The organism is Coprococcus sp. AM100_B19A, assembly GCF_027662015.1.
In the GTDB taxonomy this organism is placed as follows: domain Bacteria; phylum Bacillota; class Clostridia; order Lachnospirales; family Lachnospiraceae; genus Allocoprococcus; species Allocoprococcus comes.
Window position 1 is genome coordinate 89663 of record NZ_JAQDKN010000011.1, and the last position, 18570, is coordinate 108232.

Here is an 18570-nt window from a genome sequence, read left to right on the forward strand (position 1 = left end):
TCAATATGAACGCATTAACCAGAGATTTTGTAAACTTAGTAAATACAGCAGAAGAGAACCAGACAGCAAAAGAACAGACATCCGGCACACAGTTCCGCGAGAAACTGCACCTGATGCCTCCGGTTGGCTGGCTCAACGATCCGAACGGACTTTGTCAGATGGATGGTGTGTTCCACGCATTTTTCCAGTACTCCCCATTTAACGCCGAAGGCGGTGTGAAAATGTGGGGTCATTACACCAGCACCAATCTGATCGACTGGGAATACAAAGGTGTATCCCTCTACCCGGATCAGCCATTTGACTGCCACGGTGTATATTCCGGATCTGCCTTCCTCGAAGACGGTACAATGTATCTTTACTACACCGGAAATGTCAAGCTGGAAGATGGAGATTTTGATTATATCAACACCGGCCGTGAGGCAAATACCGTACTCGTCACAACCAAAGACGGAATCCATTTTGGCAGCAAAAAAGAGCTGCTCCGCAACAGCGATTATCCTTCTGACCTGACCTGCCATGTGCGCGATCCGAAGGTCTGGAAAAAGGACGATATCTACTACATGATCCAGGGCGCACGTACTAAAAATGATGTCGGTCAGGCACTGATTTTTGAATCCTCCGATAAAATAAACTGGCACTTTCGCAGCCGTATAGAATCCGAAAAGCCTTTCGGTTATATGTGGGAATGCCCGGATTATTTTGAAACGGACGGCATCAAAATCCTTTCCTCCTCCGTCCAGGGCCTGGAAGGCAAAGAGTGGGCTGACCGAAATGTATACCAGTCCGGTTACTTCCTTGTGGACGGCGACATTTTAGATTCCTACAAATTATCCCCATATCATCTGTGGGATTATGGTTTTGACTATTACGCTCCGCAGAGCTTCGAAGCAGAAGATGGAAGACGCATCCATATCAGCTGGATGGGAATGCCGGATTGCGAAGAATATACCAATCCGACCATCAAAGACGGATGGCAGCACTGCTTTACATTTCCAAGAGAAGTCTTCATAAAAGATGGCAAAGTCTGCCAGAAACCGGTTCGCGAGCTGGATGCAAAAAAACAACAGCTTCAGGATGTTCAGAATGAACTTACCCAGAGCGACTGCCCGGTATATGAAGTAAATGTAAATGGAATTAAGGAGAATCATTTCCAGGCTGTCCTTTCAGATGAACTGATCCTTGACTATGAGAATGGACGGTTCCAGATGCATTTCACAACCAAAAGTAAAACTTCCGCATCCGCAGGCAGAAGCCTTCGCTACGCCAACGTCGGCACTCTGGAAAATGTAAAAATCCTTGCAGATACTTCTTCCGTTGAAGTATTTGTAAATGACGGAGAATTCGTATTCTCTACAAGATATTATCCAAATGATTATAAGATTGTGGTGCATTCCCCAAGTGCCCACATTACATTCGATAAAATTCAGTAAATCGTATATGGGAAATCTCCCCAAGCTTCCCGTATACGAAAACGCCAGACGGGGTACAGCAATCCCTTTTCCTCCTTTGCATGCTGTATCCTGCCTGGCATTTTTTAATTCTGATTGTTACACAATTTTTAATTCTGACTGTTACACAATTGCTTTTCCCGTAAATAAAAGCGAATAGAGCATACTGTTCAGTTCCGGATAGCTTTCCAGTTTTTCACGCAACGACTCAAACAGCATATTTTTTTCTGAAAGCAAAATCCTTACCGCTTCCAGAAAACCCTTCTTCTCCACCTTTTCTTTTTTTATTTCAAATGTTATACTTCATATACAACAAAAAACAGATAAAGGTAACGAAACACCATGTTAATCAGAAAAACACTTCCAGAAGATGTAGACACGATTTTAAATATTTTTGACACCGCACGCCAGTTCATGCACGCAACCGGAAACCCGACACAATGGAATGCAAATTATCCGGCTCTCGAAGATCTCGAACCGGATATCCAGAATGGTAACAGTTATGTCTGCGTAGAAAATGATAAGGTCGTTGCCACTTTTACACTTATCATCGGAGACGAGCCGAACTATCAACTCATTGAAAATGGAAGCTGGCGTTCCGAGACTCCATACGGAACCGTTCACCGCCTTGCATCTGACGGAACAACCAAAGGGATTGCACGGGCTTGCTTTGATTTTTGCAAGACACAAATCTCACATCTGCGTGTAGATACCCACAAGGATAATCAACCAATGCAGGCTTGCTTTAAGCAGAATGGATTTGAAGAATGTGGGATTATTTACGTCAGTGACGGGACTCCGCGGATTGCTTATGAATTTATTAGGATATCTGAATAGAGGGGTATTTTTATGACAATCAATAGTATTTTAGAAGAAATTATAAATCTGGCAAAAAAATATTCTGCAACTTCAAATGATATCAACACAATTGAAAAATGTTGTCCGGGAAATGCTGGCAAATCCTCACGTTGACCTCACCAGAAAAATCCGAATCCTCTGGCGACCAGAATTGTATTCAATCCAGCAAAAATATCATCTGCCAGAATATAAGCAGAAGAGTAAGGCTTTTGTCCAGAAGAAGCTTGTAGAAAAATTGCCGGAGATGATATTAAATGAGCAGATCAGCCAGAAGCTTTTTGAGCGAGACTATACACAGATTGCAGAAGAAATCCGCAATTATAAAAAAGAAAATTCCCGTGTCAGATGTCAGGAGAAAGTAACTTACACTTTCTCCTGACATCTGACACGGGATTCTTATTTTACTCTATTCCATATTCTTTCAGGAGTTTTTCCTGATACTCGGTATCTTTCGTTGAGCGTTCTAAATCACTGTATCTTTTATCTGCTAACAGATATCCGTTCAGTCGATTGATATTTTGTATCCCTTCATCACGCCCTTCTCTTCTCAACGTCTTCTCATGCAATTTTTTATTATATGTTGTCAAAATCATTTCCAACACCTCCGCTCGATGTTTCTTCAAAAAATCCGTCAACACATTCTGCCTGATACAGGCATCCATTGCTTTAGAAACCGCATCTTCCATTGTATCTTCCAACTGCATATATTCCCTGACACATCGCACAAATATTGCATACTCCTCCAGCCGTCTGCACTGATGCATCAGCTCCTGATTATGACCATAATTGATATTCAGCATAATCGCTGTACATTCCAGACACGATTTTTCATCATCTGTCGCTTCAAAACAATCAGACAGCTTTAATTCCATTGAATCTGGTTCATCCTTTGTTCCATTATAAAAAACAATGTACTTCGGTATCGGGAGCCGTAGTCTTTTTTCTCCGTATATATCCAGATCATTCTTTGCTACATATCCCTGATATAGCCTTCCGAAATAGAACACGCCACGTAGTGGCATATTGGGATTAAAGGTACTTTGATGTTCATACAGATTCATTGTACCACCCACCAGAAAGGATACATCATTTTTCATAGATAGATAAAGGACATCTTCTAATGTGTTTACTTCCAGATCATCAGGATTCTGATAGTCTGTGTGATTGATTGCATTGTAAAGCTGCAACAGATCTTCTTTGTTATTAAAGATCATTCTCCATAATCGGTCTTTATATTGCCGGTTATGAGTTTGTTTGTTATGACGAATCTTTTTCTTTTGTTTTCTCATTTCTGCCTCCATTATAATCGAAAAAGGTTAATAAGTAAATTCGTCATAACTCATGTTTCGTGTAGATATAAAATTTTATCTACAATAAATACACTCATATCTATATATGATTTGATTTTCTACATTCGCCTTATTTCAAATAATACTGGTTTCTCTTGGCAGAAGCAATTAAAAAATAATAAAATTTGTGTTATCATATTCATAAATCTTTTAATCACTAACCATATATTTTCAGGAGGTTTAACTTCATGTACTATCCACTCGCACAACAAGAATTTGAATCTTACCTTAACGGATACGACCGCGAAAATGACCGCATAAAATTAAAAATCATCCACACCTACGGCGTTGTAAAACAGGCAGAAGCGCTTGCCGGAAGGATGCATCTTTCAGCCGAAGACACCGACCTTGCAAGGCTGATTGCACTCCTTCACGACATCGGGCGTTTTGAGCAGTTAAAGCGCTACGACAGCTTTGAGCCTGGCACAATGGATCACGCTGCTTACGGTGTAAAGGTGCTTTTTGATGAAGGCATGATCCGCCGCTTTCTTCCGGATGACAAATGGGACTCCATCATTTACACTGCAATCGCCCACCACAGCGATTATGAACTCCCTGAGATCTCAGATCCGCAGACACTTTTACACGCAAAACTGATCCGTGATGAGGACAAGCTGGACAACTGCCGGGTAAAGCTCGTAGACTCCACAAGCACCTTTATTAACGTTTCTGAAGAAGAACTCGGTACACAGAATATAACCCAAAAGGTATACGAAACAGTTTTTAAAAACAAATGTATCCTTTCCGCAGACCGCGTCACACAGATGGATTACTGGGTATCTTATATCGTCTATTTCTTCGATATTAACTTCAAAGAAAGCTTTGATATCATAGCGGAAAATGACTACTTAAACCGCATTATCGACAGGATTCCATATAGCAATCCGGTTACAAAAGAACAGATGGAAAATATCCGCGTTTATATGCAGAATTTTATTAATTCCCATACAAACAGCCAATCCTTTTAACTCACTCAGCTTGCAAAATTACCAGGCTGTAAAAAATGTTTTTAAACTTTTACAATTTTAGTCAGGCGAATATTTGCCCGCTATTTGTTTAACTTAATCAAAACACAAACCACATAAAAAATCAGGAAACTGACATATGCGCTTTCAGGAAAACAAATTCTAAGATTTATTTGCACCTTGAAAGCGTGTACATCATTTTCCTGTTTTTTTATCCTCCTATTGTATTATTTGTATTATGTGGTATAATACAATTAAATCTCACAGAAAGGAGATGCCGATATATGATCCTCAAGATCAACATGCAGTCCGAAGTCCCGATCTACCTTCAGCTGCGCAACGAGATTGTCAAAGGAATCGGGCGAGGGGAATTTGAGCCGGGGGAATCGCTTCCGACCGTCCGCCAGATGGCAACCGATCTCGGTATCAACACCATGACCGTCAGCAAAGCTTACCAGCTTTTGAAAACAGAAGGCTTCCTCGAGACAGACCGCCGTAAGGGAACAACCATCTGTTATCCCACTTCCTCTGCTCCACAAGATAACCGCTTTGACGAAAAGCTGGCAGATGAACTGGAACTTTTAAGCGCAGAAGCAAAATTCCACGGCATGACTTTGACCGACTTCCTGGAATTCTGCCAGAGAGCATTTAACGAAATGGAGGTAACAGCGAAATGATGATGCTGATTATATTTTTAATTACAGACATTTCCATGGTCGGCATCTTTGCCGGAGTCTATGGAAATATTGCAAAATACCGGGAAGGAATGCTGATGGGAGTCCATATTCCTAAATCTGAGCTTGAACATCCCGACATAAAAGAGCTTCTCCAGCTTTATAAAAAGCGCAACCGCCAGTTTTATTTGTGGAACATACTGGCAGGAATTGCGGTATGCCTGCTTTGCTTTACTTACTTTTCTATTTTTATTACCGTATGGACACTGTGGTTCGTAGAATTCTGCCTTCTTACCATCCTCCGTGTCTATCATTATCACCAGAAAGTATACGACATTAAGCAGAAAAATGGATGGATCAGCTCAGCAAATGCAGATGTGTCCGCTGCAGTGGATACCCGCACTTCCTCACAAATTGCGAAAAAGATACTGCCAGCAAAGCTTCATCTGATCCCGGCTGCAGTAATTCTGATCCCTCTGTTTTTCCCACAGGTCCGTACTTATCTGCTGACCGAAAGTGATGGAAGAGTCATGCTTCTCTGCACAATTCTTGTCGCGGCAGCTTACATGGGTACCGGCTATTTATTCGCCCATATGCCAAACAAAATTTACAGTGAAAATTCACAGATCAACCTGCAGATCAATGCACTGGAGAAGCGTTTATACACCATATTCCTTTTTGTCTCCAACATTTGCAATACCGGCGCCTATCTCGGGATCATCCGGGATATTGCATCCAGCAACTGGATTGGCGGAGTTGGAATGGGCATCTACATTTTCCTCGAACTGATACCGGCTGCCATCATATTGATCATGTTTTTCTGGCTGCGTAAGGAAAAAGAGCGGATCCTCTCCCAGGACAGCACACCATTTTATATTGATGATGACTATTACTGGCGAAAAGGCTGGTACAACAATCCAAATGACAAACGGTATTTTGTACAGGACCGTGTGAACAGCATGAATTATTCTCTAAACTACGGACACCCTTCTGCAAAATATGTCACCGGAGGAATGCTCGTAGGCACCGGGCTTCTTCTCCTCTGGATGTGTATCCTCTGTATCCGGATCGATTTTACACCGATCCGCCTGACGGAAAATGCTGCCCAGTATTCTATTACATCCGGCTATAAAACAGCAACCTTTGCTCTCGCTGATGTGGAATCAGTAACTCTTCTGGATAATCTGCCGGATGAAAAATTCTACCGGTCTGATGGCTCCGAAGATAACAGCAAACTTCTCGGTAATTTCCGTGGCAGCAAAACCGGACATTGCCAGATGTATATCTGGATTGAACATCCTCCGGTTCTTCAGATAAAGACAACAGATACCACCATTTTTCTGAACAGCAGCAACGAAGCACAGACTAAAGAATGGTACGATCAGTTAAATGATGCAATTTCTTCGAATAAATAAGCCTTTTTCATTACCATGACAATGCATAATACGAAATATCTTGTAAAGCGTAACACGTCATGTTAAAATGTTGGGGCAAAAATATACGGATTTCACAAAGATAAAAAAGTTCAGAAAGGACTGTAGACAATGACACTTCAAGAATGTTATGTAAAAATTGGTGGCGATTATAATGATATTCTTCACCGGTTTATGAATGAAAATATGGTACGCAAATTTGTCCTTAAATTTCCGCAGGACAACAATATGGCTTTATTTGAAGAATCCTGGGTTAAAAAGGACTACGAAACCGCATTTCGTGCAATGCATACCTTAAAAGGTGTTGCCGTAAACCTTGGATTTACTGCACTTTACAATGTCAGCAGTGCTCTGACTGAAAAGCTCCGCAGCCAGGAATACGACAACCTTGACGGTTTGATCGCCGATGTCAAAAAACAGTATGATATCGTGATCGAAGCAATTGCAGCCCTTGGCTAAATCTTAAAACACTGACGATAAACAGGAAGAGACTGCTTCACCGCAGCCCCTTCCTGTTATGTTTTTCTATAGCTTTTTCTTCAGCATTTCCGGATTTGATGCATAGGAGAGAGCCGTCTCCGCCGTGATCCTCCCATCTTTATACAGATTCAGAAGACCAAAATCCATCGAATGCATTTCTTCTTTATTAGACGAATACACGACTCCATCAATCTGCGGAACCTTATTGTCGCGGATCATATTGCGGATCGCCGGAGTGATCGTCATGATTTCAAATACCGGGACCTGTTTTCCATCCACTGTCGGCACAAGCTGCTGTGAAATTACAGCCTGCAATACCATGGACAGCTGAACTGCAATCTGCCTCTGCTGGTTTGCCGGAAATACATCAATGATACGGTCAACCGTATTTGCTGCTCCGATCGTATGCAGGGTAGAAAATACCAGATGCCCGGTTTCCGCTGCTGTCATTGCCACATCGATCGTCTCATAATCACGCATTTCACCAAGCAGGATCACATCCGGGCTCTGCCGGAGCGAAGCACGTAGCGCATTGACATAGCTTTCCGTATCCACATTGATCTCTCTCTGGCTTACAATACTTTTATCATGCCGGTGCAGATACTCGATCGGATCTTCCAGCGTAATGATATGCTTTTCCATTGAATGATTGATCTTATCCACCAGACAGGCAAGCGTAGTAGATTTTCCACTTCCCGCCGGGCCCGTCACAAGCACCAGACCTTTTGACAGGTTATAAAAGCTCATCACCGGGTCCGGAATCCCGATCTCATTCGGCTCCGGCAGTTTAAATGTGATCACACGGATAACGGCTGAGAGCGCACCCCTCTGTTTGTACGCACTGACACGGAATCTCGAAAGTCCCGGAACAGCAAAAGAAAAATCATCATCTCCTTTTTCTTCAAGAACCCGGATGTCCCGTCCTCCTGCCAGCTTATATAATTCCTCAACGCATTCTTTCGTCTGCGGCGGCATCAGCTTTTCTTCCTTCTCCCTGCAGATTCTTCCATTTGCCCGATAAGAAACCGGAAGACCTGCTACAACAAATATATCCGATGCATGATTTAAAACTGCCTGCTGAAGCAGTACAATGATATCCATAGCTCAAACTCCTTTCGCGTCAGTCACTTCCAAGGACCGGAAGTGTTGACTTTTCTTCCCATTTCTCAGATGCTGACTCTTTCCATTTTACAACCTTCTGCGTTCCCTTTACCGGATCTGCCAGGATCTCGACTTCCAGATTCTGACTGTCCGTGACCGGAACCACATAGGAAATATCCAGATTCGCTCCGTCTTCTTCAGCTGTCACGCCCTCAATCTGCCGAATCGCAAATACAGGATCCTCTTTTGCAAATGCATCATCGATCTGCGCCATGATCTGCGCCGCTTTTGCATTTGCCTCACAATACGCCGTTTCCCGGCCGGCAAGCTGCTGACTATAACTCTGATCCCTTTTTGCACTTGACAGTGAGAGTGTGGCAAATGTCACCAGACACAGGATTACAAAGATCACAAGCAGGTACGACGTTCCGATCTGAATCCCCGGGTATGATCCCCTTTTCTTTCTCTTCATCCTGTCACTCCCTTTCCGTGCCTGTCATCCGGTCTGTTTCCACCGAATAGATTTCTTCCGGCTGTTCTCCGGACAGGCGCTGCACCGTAAATGTTCCATGCAAAAGCTTCCCATCCGGCTCCACCCGGATCACGATCTCATACGAAGCCTCATCCTTACTGCATTCCTGCCAGTCTGCGTCATAGAAGACCTCCGTGTCCTCCATCAGCGCATCTGCAAGAAAAAGCTCTGTATACCCGGAAACCTTCTCAAGCGCCGTATTCAGTTCCTGTGTCTCGCGGCTGATCGTGTGCGCCTTCACAAAAATCTGCACACACACCGCAGAAGCAAGGCAGAAAAATAAAATTGCAATCATCAGTTCCAGCAAAAACAGGCTGGAACGCTTTGCCGGTGTCCGTTCCATAAATCTTCTCCTATCTTGCAGCGCTCTTCACACTGACAAATGTATCTATCTTTTTCCCGTCTTCATTTTCACAATACAGATGAAAAATCCCATCTGAAGTTTCCTTAGCCTCGAAGTCCTTTGTTGCCAGGATCTTCCGTCCATCGGATGCTTTTGCTTCCGTTCCATCCCGGATAAAAAGCTCTCTTAAGTATCCATCATACGCATACAGATATGTCACATAATCCTTCTCATCATAACGCTGCCGGATCACGAGAGCATTTTCCCCATCGAAAGTTCCCTCTGCTATCGCACCATTTTCATCATTCTGGTGCATTTTCTCCGTCACATAGGCAAGTGCCGTCCGTCCCGAATAGGAATCCGACGAGGCCTTCACCTGCCGGCTGTAAAATCCCGATGCAAGAACCACAATGGCGACCGATGATGCCGCCAGCACGAAAAAGACTGCAAGAGGAAAAAGAAAATCAATCACATGCTTTTTTTCATTTCTACGCTTCATGTCCATTTCCTCCTATCGTTCGATCACCGTAATGTCCGGAAGAATATTGGCACCGGCAATCTGATAATCAATAAAAAACTGCTTCTTGTCATACTGGATCCCACAGTTTTCCGTCAGATCATCAAGCGTCTCCGGATAGTGTCCTTCCAGCGCATAGTACTGCGTCACACCACGCCAGAGTGCATTTTCCAGACTTTCCTTCTGCCTGCGTCTTGTCGTGTCCGAAAGCCTTTCAAATCCACTGAAAAAAGCACTGCAGATACATACAAACAACAGAAGGGACAGACAGAAATTCCGAAGTGGACGCTGCCGTTTTCCGTGATAAAACCGTTCCCGTTCTTTTCTCCACATAGCATATGCCTCCTAAAGTCCTGACATAATTCCAAGAAGCGGAAGCATAACCGACAGAAGGATCGTTCCGACGATCACCGACAGGATGATCACCAGAGTCGGTTCCAGAACTGCGATCATCGAAGAAAGCTTTTCATCCACTTCCTCCTCACACTCATCGGCAATCCTTCCCATCATCTCATCCATCATTCCGGCTTTCCCGGCAATGGATGTCATCCGCGCATAAACACCTGTGAAGATTCCGGCTTTCACCAGCGCCTCTGCGATATCCGTTCCATTTTCCATATCCGCTTTGCATTCTGCTACTTTCTTCCGGAAATCATCATCCTCGATCAGGTTCTCCGAAAATTCCATTCCCTGTTCCGGAGTCAGTCCACTTTTCAATGCCAGTGACATTCCACCTGCAAACCGGCATGCCGACAGCTTATCCTTCAGCTCCCTTGAAAATGCAAACCCGGATCCGATGTGATACAGTTTCTTTCTGCCGCTCTCTGTCTTTGTAAAATAAATACCCGCACAGACGATCACCGCCAAAAGTACCGCAAACACCGCCGAATATTTGGAAAGAGCATTGCCTGCAAGCAGGATCCCTCTTGAAAATCCGGTCATTTCCTGACCAAACTGGCGGAACACCTGATCAAATACCGGCATAACCTTTGTCATCAAAATGATAATGATCACCAGCATCATCCCGATCATCAGAAGGGGATAGGAGATGGCACTCCGGACACTTCTCCTGATCGCTTCCTCTCGGTCATAATGCTCTGCCAGAGATTCCATTACTTCATCTAGAGTTCCTGTCTCTTCTCCGATCTGCGTCATACGGATCAGATACTCCGGAAATACTTTCGTCTCTTCCAGCGCCTGATCCAGCCTGCCCGTATCCATCACTGACTGATAAATCTCATCCAGCAGCTTTTTTTCTGCCTTCGTCTGCGCATCCTCCCGGAGAAGATCAACTCCCTCCAGGGAAGAAATCCCAGACTTCAGGATCATTGCCATTTCACTGCAGAACGAAGCAATTTCCAGATTCGTAAGCTTCCCCTGCTGTGTCCGCTTTTCCATATATGTCATCCTCCTTTTCACATTCCTGCCACATTCTTCTTATCCGGCTTCCTTTTATCTAATAGGTATACTTTGTGACATAATTCTTTCCATTTCCCACATACTTCTTCACATCCGAAGCACTGTTGTTTGCAGCAAGTGTCGGATCCATGATCGACCAGTTCTTTCCGTCAAATTCAATGATGTTATCCACCCAGCCGATCTCATCAACATAACAGCTGATCCATGCATGATACACATCACCGGAATAGCCAACCTCCAGCTTCGTCGGAATCCGCTGCGACCGGAGCATTGCCGACATCAACGCCGCATAATCAAAACAGATTCCTTTCCCGGTATCCAGTGTCTCATCCGGATCCGGTGTGTACCCATACGGAACATTCTCCGCTTTCTTTTTATCATAGGAAATATTTTTAATTACAAAATTATAAATCTGCGTTACCACATCCAGATCAGAATAGCAGTCCTTTCCTGCAAGACTCTCACCCTTTTTTACACACTTGGAATCTGCCGTGAAATTCACATAATAATTCGGATGCAGAAACGGGGCAAATTCATCTGTGATCTGTACGTCCAGATCCTGGGTAAAGCTTACCGCATACAGATTGTCCTCTACAGACACACTCTCCAGAAGTGTTACCTTATAAGAACCATTCCCGCCCGGAAGCGGATAAACCGCATAATCACCAACAACCGTAACCGGATAGGTATACTCTGTGCCATCCGGGGATGTCACCTGGAGCTTGACTTTTTCATTACTTCCATTATAACAGATCATCACATAGCCATCTGCCGTATGGGATGCATCCAGTACAACCAGGTCATTTCCATATGTCACTTCACCGGAAGCCTCCGTCTGAAGCACCTGCGCCGATGGATCTCTCGGATCCCCCTTTTCCCCGGACTGGCTTTTTTTTCCCCCCGATGCACATCCGCCAGGTATCAGTACACCTGTCAGAAATAGCAGAAAAAAGAAAAGAAAAATCCTCTGCCAGCGTCTTTTTTGTTCATATAAATCGTTCTGCCGCACAGAATTCCTCCTTTCTTTTCCACAGTGAAACAGTCCCAAAAACTCAACTAGAAAAATTATAGCATAATCAAAACATTAAAAGAAGTTATTTGGTCTAATATGCTTTAATTTATTTGACAAAAAAATCAAAGACCATTACAATAGAAATCAGTTATAAACCATCACAATAGTAAAATTGGGGGTTAATTTATGAGTGATCATTTACCTGTCTTAAAGGTTCGTTTATTCGGAGGATTCTCAGCAAGCTACGGAGAGATTCCCGTATCATTCGGACGCAACACAACGACAAAAGCAATGAAATTGTTGCAGATATTACTCTACCATGGCGATACCGGTATCTCCAGAGATAAGCTTCTTGATGAATTATACGGAAGAGAAGAACTTGCCGATGCTGCCAACAACCTTCGGGTAACCGCACACCGTCTTAAAAAGATCATCGTAGATGCCGGACTTCCGAGTCATGATTATATCAACATCAAAAAAGGTATTTATCGATGGGATGCTCCGATGCCGACCGAAGTTGATGCACATCAGTTTAAGGTTCTGTCAAAAGACGTGCAGACGTGTACCGATAAGGTAAAAAAGCTGGCACTTCTTAAGAAGATCTGTCTGATATACCGTGGGGAATTTCTTCCGGAGCTTTCGGGAGATGAATGGGTTCTTGTTGAAAGCGTCCAATATAAGAATATTTATTCCGAATCCCTTCAGGAGCTCTGTAAGCTTCTGATCGAACGCGGAGATTATGAAGAGACACTTCGTTTCTGTGAGCCGGCATGCCAGTTATATCCGTTTGATGAATGGCAATCCGTCCGCATCGACTGCTATATGGCATTGAACCGCTATAAGGATGCTGTGCAGGAATATGAGAGCACTGCCAAATTATTTTTCGAAGAGCTTGGAATCCGCCCTTCTGAACATATGATGCAGCAGTTCGAGCAGATGAGCAGTCGCCTTAACTACAAACCACAGGAACTCGGCGACATCAAGGAACGTCTGAAAGAGGACGATATACGCGGCGGTGCTTTTTACTGCAGCCTGCCAAGTTTCCGTGACAGTTACCGTCTCGTTTCCCGAATCATTGAGAGGAACGGACAGTCCGTATACTTAATGTTATGTAGCATCACCAACGGAAAAGGAATGCCGATGGACAAGCCGGACAAGCTTGAAGTTCTTTCAGGTGAGCTTCAGAATACGATCCAGCAGTGTCTGCGTAAAGGAGACTCCTTTACCAAATACAGCCCATCACAGTTTCTGATACTTCTCGTTGGTACGAACAAAGAGAACTGCAGCATGATTTTCGACAGAATCCAGAGATACTTCTCCAGAGAGCATAAAAGCTGGAAGCAGTACCTGGACTACTTCGTGTCCTCTGTAGCCGAAGTAGACCGGCAAGATTCACCGATTCAGTTCAATACTGAGAATAAAACCTGGTAAGCTGCAATCATGTTATCTTCGCAGCAGGGCAGAAATGGAGATAATTTATGGAACAAAGCTATCAAATCAGTTGGTATGCACCAAACTTTATTAACATGTGTATTGATAATATTAATGATGGAGAGCTGTCCGGTCGGATTTATCACTGCTACAGCAAAGAACCCTGGAAATTCACCAATATCCTTCAGCTGATCGAATTAGCTGATGATTTCTTCGACAGACTCGAATTTCCACAGGCATCCACCAGCGCACGTTCTTTCACTTCAACCCAGTTTTCAGGTGTTGACCGGCTTGATAAAGTACAGTCACCGGAAGATTTCATCGAGAATCGTGGACAAAAAGGGACTTTCTTTCTCAATGTCAGATACCGCCAGAATTCATCCTGGCAGGGCATCGTCCACTGGATTGAAGGTAACTCTACACAACAGTTTGTAAGCGTACTTGAACTGCTTAAAATTCTCAGCAATGCATTCGTTTAAAGGAATGGCATTGTGTGAGATATCATTACATGAATGAATAAGAATTATACAGGCATTGTCTGATCACGGAATATGATCGGAGGGTGCCTTTTAATTATCTTAAAATTTTATTCTTTCTTAATTGCTTTTCATAAAAAACTCCAGTACCATCTGAATAGGCGTATGTAGAAAATCGAATCATATATCATATATGAATTCTTTGATTGTAGAAAAAATTACATATCTACATGAAACATGAGATATGGCGCATTTACTTATGAACTGTTTTCTATTATAATGGAGGTAAACAATGAGAAAACAAAAGAAGAAATCTCGCCATAGCAAACAAACCCACAACCGGCAGTATAAAGACCGGTTATGGAGAATTGTAGAGCAACTTTTTATAAGTGATTGAGATAGCAGAAAAGTAACAGATAATAAGAAAAGAAATATCCTTGTTTTGAATTACAATAATTATTGTGTAAAGTTTTCATCGCAAGTTAATTTTACCACAAAAATAGAACCTTTCGCATGAACGAATGGTCCTATTTCTTTTAGGGACTTATTTCACAGACCCTTTCTTTTTAATTGCACTTATTCTTTTGTCCAGTCTTTAGTTTTCTCTATCCTCAAGATATTCCGCAAGGCTGTAATACAGTTCGCCTGCTATTCCACGTGTCTGATTTGCGGCAGTCATGGAATTCAAGATTGCCTCCTGCTCTGCTTCTGCCGCAGCAAGGAAAGCACGGTCGATTATGTTTTCCGGAATTGCTGATATCTGCACAAGTTTCTCCTCATAGCCGGATGGGATTCTGTTTGCAGTCGTAAATCCAATCATAATCTCCCCACTGCCATGACCTGTATAACTACCGGTTCGTGCGATACCAACACCGGTTCTTTTCAGAATCCGTTTGAGCTGACGACTTGTCAATGGAAGGTCTGTAGCCAGAATACTCATAATAGAACCTTTATCTTCTTCAGATGCAGCCATATCACTCTTTTCCTGTTTCCATTCCAGAATTTTAGGACCAACAGCTTCGCCATTCAGTACAAAATCTTTCGTTGCACCAAAGTTTGACTGAACCAGAACACCGATGGTGTATTCTTTTTCTCCAATCGTGATCACGCGGGATGCAGAACCGATTCCACCCTTCATGCCATAGCAGGTCGTACCGGCACCGGCACCTACATCACCTTCTTCGAATTCTTCCGATGCTAATGCAAAAGCCTCGCGCACTTCTTTTTCACCAATTGCACGTTTCTGGATATGATTGATCCGACAGTCATTGCACTCGCCTACGACCGGATTGATACTCTGAGGTTCTATTCCATCCTTCCGGCACTGTTCAATCACGATCTCAACCATTGCATCCAAAACCTTTCCGACATTTAACGTATTGGTAAGAGCAATCGGTGTCTCGAGGGTCCCCAGCTCCTCAACCTGCACAACACCGGCACTTTTTCCGAATCCATTATGAATGTATGCAGCTGCCGTATAGTGCTTGGCAAATGCATTGTCCGGTCCAGGAACGATCACGGTTACACCAGTATGATTTTCTTCTGTCTTCACCGTACAATGCCCTACCCGTATACCAGGCACGTCCGTAATTGTATTCCTTTCTCCTGTTTTTACTCTTCCGGGTACAATTCCAAAGTCCCGAATCCTTTTTGCCCCATTTTGGTTTCCTCCTTGGATTTTGTTGTATTTTTCAATACATGCTGATTTCAGTATAGCACATTTTCTCCGTTGAATGATTTAATATTTCATTTTATGAGTCTGACTTTCGTGATCATCTCTGTTTTTACCGGTCTGTGATAGACAAATCCTGACTGCGGTTCAATGGCTTCTTCTACTTCTACATGTTCCAGTCGTTCAATCTCATCCCAGCCATCGATCACTTTTCCGATTACGGTGAAATTACCATTCAATCTCTCGGAGGCAGCAAGGGTGATATAGTACTGGCTGCCGGAACTATTCTCTGGATCTCCTGCCATGGCAACAATCCCCCGATGAAAAGTAATTTTGGCATTTTCAGGATTGGTTTTAAATTCCGGTTTGATCATGATATCGATTTGTGGATCAACACCATCAAAAAACAGTGGCTGAAGGACAAATCCCGGTTCCAAACGTTCAATGGCTCTTCCGTCAAATATTCTCTTCTCTGCGAGTCGCATAACACTTGCGCAGGCAATCGGTGCAATTTCCGGCCATAATTCAAAGTGTATCACAGCATTCTCATTTACAGTTATTTCGATGATTGGTTTTTGATTCATTTTCATATTTCCTTTATCTCATTATTTTTTTCGAGGGTCAACCCACCCGTGTATGTCCCTCTTTGTATTTCATTATACAGCTTTTGCTGAAATACTCAAAGTGGAAGTTACCGCCCAAATCCTACTTCGACCAGGTTGGTTCTTCTTTCCCGGTATAATTGAATTTACCATCATTTTACTGCGATATACTTGCAAGAGATTTTTACACCTTTCAGGTTTCTGTTTGTGTGTAACAAACAAAGTGATTTGACTTTTTTGTACGCCAGAATAAAATAAAAATGGTGATTTTGCATTTTATTGACTGTATTCTGACCGGATACTCTGATTTGTGCGTAAAGAATAAATGACAACATAACAAAAATAAAAAGAGGAATACAGAATGAAGAGTACAAAATTATTTCGGAATGTAAGGCTAAAAGGTCAAAAAGAACTTGTTTCGATATTACAGCGACCTCGAACGTGCTACCGAAGATATCGAATACCAAAAGAAACTATTAAAAGAATTCGGCATTGAATAATCCCAAAACATAAATCCCATGTCCGATCACAAACTAAGATGCAATTCATCTTTTCCTGTCATCCGGCATGGAATTTTTCTTTTTTATTCTATAGAAAATTTTATTCTTTCTTAATTGCTTTTCACAAAAGACTCCAGTACCATCTAAATAGGCGTATGTAGAAAATCGAATCATATATCATATATGAATTCTTTGATTGTAGAAAAAATTATATATCTACATGAAACATGAGATATGGCGAATTTACTTATGAACTGTTTTCTATTATAATGGAGGTAAGCAATGGAAAAACAAAAGAAGAAATCTCGCCATAACAAACAAACTCACAACCGGCAGTATAAGGACCGGTTATGGAGAATGATCTTTAATAACAAAAAAGATCTGCTGCAGCTTTATAATGCGATCAACCACACGGACTATCAGAATCCTGATGACCTGGAGGTAAATACATTGGAAGATGTTTTTTATCTGTCCATGAAAAATGATGTGTCCTTTCTGGTCGGCGGAACCATGAATCTGTATGAACATCAAAGCACTTTTAACCCAAACATGCCGCTTCGCGGAGTCTTTTATTTCTCCCGGTTATATGAAGGGTATGTTGCAGATAATAATCTGATGATCTACCATGAAAAAAGAGTCCGGCTTCCAAAACCGAAATATATTGTCTTTTACAATGGTACAAAAAACCAGCCAGATTCCATGGAGTTAAAGCTTTCAGACTGCTTTGAAAATACAGATAACGAAGCACCTTGCCTGGAATGCACCGCAACCATGTTGAACATCAACTATGGTCACAATCAGGAGCTGATGAAGCACTGCAGAAGGCTTAAAGAATATTCCATATTCGTCCAATGTGTCAGGGAATATATACAGTCGGAACCTTCTGTGGAAGATGCATTAGAAAAAGCAATTGATACCTGTATTCACCAGGATGTGTTGGCAGATTTTCTCAAGAAACATCGAGCGGAGGTGACGAATATGATCCTGACGACATATGACAAAGACTTATATGAGAAAACCTTGAAGGAAGATGCCAGAGAAGAAATCAGAGCAGAATTAAACCAATTAACCATATGTCTTCTAAATACCAAACGCTACAACGATCTGGAACGTGCCGCAGAAGACATCGAATACCAAAAGAAACTATTAAAAGAATTTGGCATTGAACAGAACTAAATAATACCCAAAATCCCCGTGGCTGATCACCAGCGAAGATGCAACATATCTCCCCTCATCAGCCACGGGATTTTTCTTTAAATCATATCGGGAAAATTTTATCCTTTTTTAATTGCTTCTTCCAAAAGAAATCTGTACCATTAGTAACAAGCACAGGTAGAAAATCAAATCATATATCATATATGAATTCTTTGATTGTAGAAAAATATTATATCTACACGAAACATGAGATATGGCGAATTTACTTATGAACTGTTTTCTATTATAATGGAGGTAAGGAATGAGAAGACAAAAGAAAAAATCTCGCCATAGGAAACACCCCCACAACCGGCAGTATAAGGACCGGTTATGGAGAATGATCTTTAATAACAAAGAAGATCTGCTGCAGCTTTATAATGCGATCAACCACACAGACTATCAGAATCCTGATGACCTGGAAGTAAATACATTGGAAGATGTCCTTTATCTGTCCATGAAAAATGATGTATCCTTTCTGGTTAGCGGAACCATGAATCTGTATGAGCATCAAAGCACTTTTAACCCAAACATGCCGCTTCGCGGAGTCTTTTATTTCTCCCGGTT

At 42.4% G+C, this 18570-nt stretch carries 20 protein-coding genes and 1 pseudogene; 11 read left to right on the top strand and 10 right to left on the bottom strand.

Translation table 11 applies throughout. The annotated features are described in order from the left end of the window. Window positions 1–5: 5 nt before the first annotated feature. The 3 genes from PGQ33_RS11775 (at window position 6) to PGQ33_RS11785 (ending at window position 2685) form a co-directional block, all read left to right on the top strand. Window positions 6–1430, top strand: coding sequence for a glycoside hydrolase family 32 protein (locus PGQ33_RS11775; protein WP_270205779.1), 1425 nt, complete (start codon window positions 6–8; stop codon window positions 1428–1430). A 360-nt stretch (window positions 1431–1790) separates the two neighbouring features. Further along, entirely contained in the window at window positions 1791–2285 is a 495-nt protein-coding gene (locus PGQ33_RS11780) for a GNAT family N-acetyltransferase (RefSeq protein ID WP_055155958.1), read from the top strand. Between the two features lie 91 nt (window positions 2286–2376). Continuing rightward, complete coding sequence (locus PGQ33_RS11785; protein WP_270205780.1) at window positions 2377–2685, top strand: hypothetical protein; 309 nt, start codon at window positions 2377–2379, stop codon at window positions 2683–2685. A 22-nt stretch (window positions 2686–2707) separates the two neighbouring features. Here the strand turns inward: PGQ33_RS11785 and PGQ33_RS11790 are convergent, their stop codons facing one another. After that, a complete protein-coding gene (locus PGQ33_RS11790) occupies window positions 2708–3595 on the bottom strand; it encodes an Rpn family recombination-promoting nuclease/putative transposase (protein WP_055248710.1) in 888 nt (295 codons plus the stop codon). Window positions 3596–3843: 248 nt separating this feature from the next. Between PGQ33_RS11790 and PGQ33_RS11795 the strand changes: the two genes are divergently transcribed. The 4 genes from PGQ33_RS11795 (at window position 3844) to PGQ33_RS11810 (ending at window position 7186) form a co-directional block, all read left to right on the top strand. Continuing rightward, complete coding sequence (locus PGQ33_RS11795; RefSeq protein ID WP_270205781.1) at window positions 3844–4623, top strand: HD domain-containing protein; 780 nt, start codon at window positions 3844–3846, stop codon at window positions 4621–4623. 281 nt (window positions 4624–4904) lie between these two features. Further along, window positions 4905–5297 carry a GntR family transcriptional regulator gene (locus PGQ33_RS11800; RefSeq protein WP_117836004.1) on the top strand — a complete coding sequence of 131 codons (393 nt, stop codon included), beginning with the start codon at window positions 4905–4907 and terminating at the stop codon, window positions 5295–5297. Beyond that, a complete protein-coding gene (locus PGQ33_RS11805) occupies window positions 5294–6709 on the top strand; it encodes a hypothetical protein (protein WP_270205782.1) in 1416 nt (471 codons plus the stop codon). Before PGQ33_RS11800 ends, PGQ33_RS11805 begins: the two co-directional genes overlap by 4 nt. Before the next feature lie 129 nt (window positions 6710–6838). Beyond that, window positions 6839–7186 carry an Hpt domain-containing protein gene (locus PGQ33_RS11810; RefSeq protein ID WP_117824018.1) on the top strand — a complete coding sequence of 116 codons (348 nt, stop codon included), beginning with the start codon at window positions 6839–6841 and terminating at the stop codon, window positions 7184–7186. Window positions 7187–7252: 66 nt separating this feature from the next. Here PGQ33_RS11810 and PGQ33_RS11815 read toward each other — a convergent pair whose 3' ends face one another. Genes PGQ33_RS11815 through PGQ33_RS11845 form a run of 7 tightly spaced genes read right to left on the bottom strand, consistent with a single transcriptional unit; the run spans window position 7253 to window position 12128 of the window. Continuing rightward, a complete protein-coding gene (locus PGQ33_RS11815) occupies window positions 7253–8308 on the bottom strand; it encodes a type IV pilus twitching motility protein PilT (protein WP_270205783.1) in 1056 nt (351 codons plus the stop codon). 19 nt (window positions 8309–8327) lie between these two features. Beyond that, complete coding sequence (locus PGQ33_RS11820) at window positions 8328–8780, bottom strand: hypothetical protein (protein ID WP_008371201.1); 453 nt, start codon at window positions 8778–8780, stop codon at window positions 8328–8330. A gap of 4 nt (window positions 8781–8784) precedes the next feature. Next, window positions 8785–9183, bottom strand: coding sequence for a hypothetical protein (locus tag PGQ33_RS11825; RefSeq protein WP_270205784.1), 399 nt, complete (start codon window positions 9181–9183; stop codon window positions 8785–8787). A gap of 10 nt (window positions 9184–9193) precedes the next feature. Continuing rightward, window positions 9194–9682 carry a DUF4860 domain-containing protein gene (locus PGQ33_RS11830; protein WP_270205785.1) on the bottom strand — a complete coding sequence of 163 codons (489 nt, stop codon included), beginning with the start codon at window positions 9680–9682 and terminating at the stop codon, window positions 9194–9196. Window positions 9683–9694: 12 nt separating this feature from the next. Then, window positions 9695–10033, bottom strand: a complete 339-nt coding sequence (locus PGQ33_RS11835) for a hypothetical protein (protein WP_055248727.1) — start codon at window positions 10031–10033, stop codon at window positions 9695–9697. 12 nt (window positions 10034–10045) lie between these two features. Further along, the gene (locus PGQ33_RS11840) at window positions 10046–11098 is read right to left on the bottom strand and encodes a type II secretion system F family protein (protein WP_270205786.1); all 1053 of its coding nucleotides are present in this window, start codon (window positions 11096–11098) and stop codon (window positions 10046–10048) included. 58 nt (window positions 11099–11156) lie between these two features. Continuing rightward, window positions 11157–12128 carry a transglutaminase-like domain-containing protein gene (locus PGQ33_RS11845; protein WP_270205787.1) on the bottom strand — a complete coding sequence of 324 codons (972 nt, stop codon included), beginning with the start codon at window positions 12126–12128 and terminating at the stop codon, window positions 11157–11159. A gap of 189 nt (window positions 12129–12317) precedes the next feature. Here PGQ33_RS11845 and PGQ33_RS11850 point away from each other — a divergent pair, with 189 nt between their 5' ends. Beyond that, window positions 12318–13562 (top strand): BTAD domain-containing putative transcriptional regulator, encoded by a 1245-nt coding sequence (locus PGQ33_RS11850; protein ID WP_270205788.1) that lies wholly within the window; start codon window positions 12318–12320, stop codon window positions 13560–13562. A 47-nt stretch (window positions 13563–13609) separates the two neighbouring features. After that, on the top strand, window positions 13610–14041 hold the full coding sequence (locus tag PGQ33_RS11855) for a hypothetical protein (RefSeq protein ID WP_270205789.1): 432 nt from the start codon (window positions 13610–13612) through the stop codon (window positions 14039–14041). 592 nt (window positions 14042–14633) lie between these two features. Here the strand turns inward: PGQ33_RS11855 and PGQ33_RS11860 are convergent. Together PGQ33_RS11860 and PGQ33_RS11865 are read right to left on the bottom strand one after the other, a co-directional pair. Beyond that, window positions 14634–15716, bottom strand: coding sequence for a P1 family peptidase (locus PGQ33_RS11860; RefSeq protein WP_270205793.1), 1083 nt, complete (start codon window positions 15714–15716; stop codon window positions 14634–14636). A 68-nt stretch (window positions 15717–15784) separates the two neighbouring features. Then, window positions 15785–16294: a peptidylprolyl isomerase gene (locus tag PGQ33_RS11865; RefSeq protein ID WP_117836398.1), complete on the bottom strand. Its 510-nt coding sequence runs from the start codon at window positions 16292–16294 to the stop codon at window positions 15785–15787. An 800-nt stretch (window positions 16295–17094) separates the two neighbouring features. Between PGQ33_RS11865 and PGQ33_RS11870 the strand changes: the two genes are divergently transcribed. Both PGQ33_RS11870 and PGQ33_RS11875 read left to right on the top strand, forming a co-directional pair. Then, complete coding sequence (locus PGQ33_RS11870) at window positions 17095–17988, top strand: hypothetical protein (RefSeq protein WP_270205790.1); 894 nt, start codon at window positions 17095–17097, stop codon at window positions 17986–17988. 280 nt (window positions 17989–18268) lie between these two features. Continuing rightward, window positions 18269–18570: pseudogene (locus PGQ33_RS11875) on the top strand (hypothetical protein); the annotation flags it as partial.

What these genes read in the sequence shown, in the direction of transcription:
- PGQ33_RS11795 (WP_270205781.1), top strand. Translation starts at nt 3,844, where the DNA reads ATGTACTATCCACTCGCACAACAAGAATTTGAATCTTACCTTAACGGA.
- PGQ33_RS11800 (WP_117836004.1), top strand. Translation starts at nt 4,905, where the DNA reads ATGATCCTCAAGATCAACATGCAGTCCGAAGTCCCGATCTACCTTCAG.
- PGQ33_RS11805 (WP_270205782.1), top strand. Translation starts at nt 5,294, where the DNA reads ATGATGATGCTGATTATATTTTTAATTACAGACATTTCCATGGTCGGC.
- PGQ33_RS11855 (WP_270205789.1), top strand. Translation starts at nt 13,610, where the DNA reads ATGGAACAAAGCTATCAAATCAGTTGGTATGCACCAAACTTTATTAAC.
- PGQ33_RS11775 (WP_270205779.1), top strand. Translation starts at nt 6, where the DNA reads ATGAACGCATTAACCAGAGATTTTGTAAACTTAGTAAATACAGCAGAA.
- PGQ33_RS11865 (WP_117836398.1), bottom strand. Translation starts at nt 16,294, where the DNA reads ATGAATCAAAAACCAATCATCGAAATAACTGTAAATGAGAATGCTGTG.
- PGQ33_RS11815 (WP_270205783.1), bottom strand. Translation starts at nt 8,308, where the DNA reads ATGGATATCATTGTACTGCTTCAGCAGGCAGTTTTAAATCATGCATCG.
- PGQ33_RS11850 (WP_270205788.1), top strand. Translation starts at nt 12,318, where the DNA reads ATGAGTGATCATTTACCTGTCTTAAAGGTTCGTTTATTCGGAGGATTC.
- PGQ33_RS11820 (WP_008371201.1), bottom strand. Translation starts at nt 8,780, where the DNA reads ATGAAGAGAAAGAAAAGGGGATCATACCCGGGGATTCAGATCGGAACG.
- PGQ33_RS11825 (WP_270205784.1), bottom strand. Translation starts at nt 9,183, where the DNA reads ATGGAACGGACACCGGCAAAGCGTTCCAGCCTGTTTTTGCTGGAACTG.
- PGQ33_RS11790 (WP_055248710.1), bottom strand. Translation starts at nt 3,595, where the DNA reads ATGAGAAAACAAAAGAAAAAGATTCGTCATAACAAACAAACTCATAAC.
- PGQ33_RS11780 (WP_055155958.1), top strand. Translation starts at nt 1,791, where the DNA reads ATGTTAATCAGAAAAACACTTCCAGAAGATGTAGACACGATTTTAAAT.
- PGQ33_RS11835 (WP_055248727.1), bottom strand. Translation starts at nt 10,033, where the DNA reads ATGTGGAGAAAAGAACGGGAACGGTTTTATCACGGAAAACGGCAGCGT.
- PGQ33_RS11810 (WP_117824018.1), top strand. Translation starts at nt 6,839, where the DNA reads ATGACACTTCAAGAATGTTATGTAAAAATTGGTGGCGATTATAATGAT.
- PGQ33_RS11840 (WP_270205786.1), bottom strand. Translation starts at nt 11,098, where the DNA reads ATGGAAAAGCGGACACAGCAGGGGAAGCTTACGAATCTGGAAATTGCT.
- PGQ33_RS11830 (WP_270205785.1), bottom strand. Translation starts at nt 9,682, where the DNA reads ATGAAGCGTAGAAATGAAAAAAAGCATGTGATTGATTTTCTTTTTCCT.
- PGQ33_RS11870 (WP_270205790.1), top strand. Translation starts at nt 17,095, where the DNA reads ATGGAAAAACAAAAGAAGAAATCTCGCCATAACAAACAAACTCACAAC.